Origin of the sequence: Streptomyces sp. TBY4, from assembly GCF_024213195.1 — a bacterium.
Classification (GTDB): domain Bacteria; phylum Actinomycetota; class Actinomycetes; order Streptomycetales; family Streptomycetaceae; genus Streptomyces.
The window spans coordinates 1-981 of sequence record NZ_JANAVF010000047.1 but is presented as its reverse complement, the minus strand read 5'-3'; the positions used below and the strand labels follow the sequence as shown (position 1 = coordinate 981).

The following is a 981-nucleotide window of genomic DNA, read 5'->3' as shown; positions in this document are numbered from 1 at the left end:
AGCGCAGGGCGGGGGCGGAGACGCTGACGGCCCACGCCCCCGCTCCGGCCGCTCCGGCGGCGATGGCGGACCAGGGGCCGGCGGCTGCGGCTGCCACCGCGAGGGCGGCGGGCGCGTACTGGATGAACTGTGCTCGGGTCGGCCCCATGATCCTGCACTCCTTACGGCTGGGTGTAGAAGGTGGCTTCGGCCATGTCGACGGGGGAGGTGTCCACCGCGTCCGCGATGCCCCCGTGGTCGTTCTCGGTGGTGGTCTTGGCGTCGTCGGCGGCCGCGGCCGCGCTGTCGGCGGCGGCCGTGTACTCGCCGGCCGCTTCCTTCGCGCCGGTCATGGTGACGGCGGCGTCCGCGAACTCGGCGGTGGTCGCGTCGTCGACGGCGAGCGCCTTCATCGTTTCGGCGGCGTCCTGCATCTGCTCGGCCGTCTCGTCGACCTCGGCGGCGAGCTTGGTGACGGTCTCGCCGTGGGCGTGGACCTGGTGGGTGAGCCAGGCGAGCTTGGCGCGCAGCGCCACGTAGGTCGCGGCGTCCTTGAGGGATTCGGTGACAGACATGCGGCTCTCCTCTATCGGGCGTTGTAGAAGTCGCGTTCGGCGGGCTTGGTCAGCGGGGAGTCGGCGACCGCGCGGAAGATGCCGCCGTGGCGGACCTCGGCGTTCGCCGAGGCCATCCGGCACGCCTCCTCGCCGCCGTCGAGCTGGTCGTGGAGCTTCTTGGCGGCCGCCGCCTGGAGGTCGAGCTGCTCCTTGAGGAACTCGCACTTGGCGATCAGGTTCGCGCCGACGCCCTTCTCGGTGATCTCGGCGATCAGGGCGTCGCAGTCCGCGGCGAGCTCGGTGGACTCGTCCACGAGCTCCAGGGAGGTCTCGGAGGTGGACTGGCACAGGGTGGCGGCGCCTTCGGCGAGGTCGATGACCTGGGTGAGGTTGATGACCTCGCCGCTGCTGTAGGTGCGGGACTTCCCGGCGGCCGTGGTGACGT

The 981-nt window shown here is 71.7% G+C and carries 2 protein-coding genes; both read right to left on the bottom strand.

From position 1 onward, the window contains the following. Positions 1-161: 161 nt before the first annotated feature. On the bottom strand, positions 162-554 hold the full coding sequence (locus NLX94_RS38685; RefSeq protein ID WP_254387988.1) for a hypothetical protein: 393 nt from the start codon (positions 552-554) through the stop codon (positions 162-164). A gap of 11 nt (positions 555-565) precedes the next feature. Continuing rightward, on the bottom strand, positions 566-981 hold a 416-nt coding region (locus NLX94_RS38680), incomplete at its 5' end, for a hypothetical protein (protein ID WP_254387987.1).

Excerpts from the sequence above, each read along its gene's own strand:
- NLX94_RS38685 (WP_254387988.1), bottom strand. The coding sequence starts at position 554 with ATGTCTGTCACCGAATCCCTCAAGGACGCCGCGACCTACGTGGCGCTG.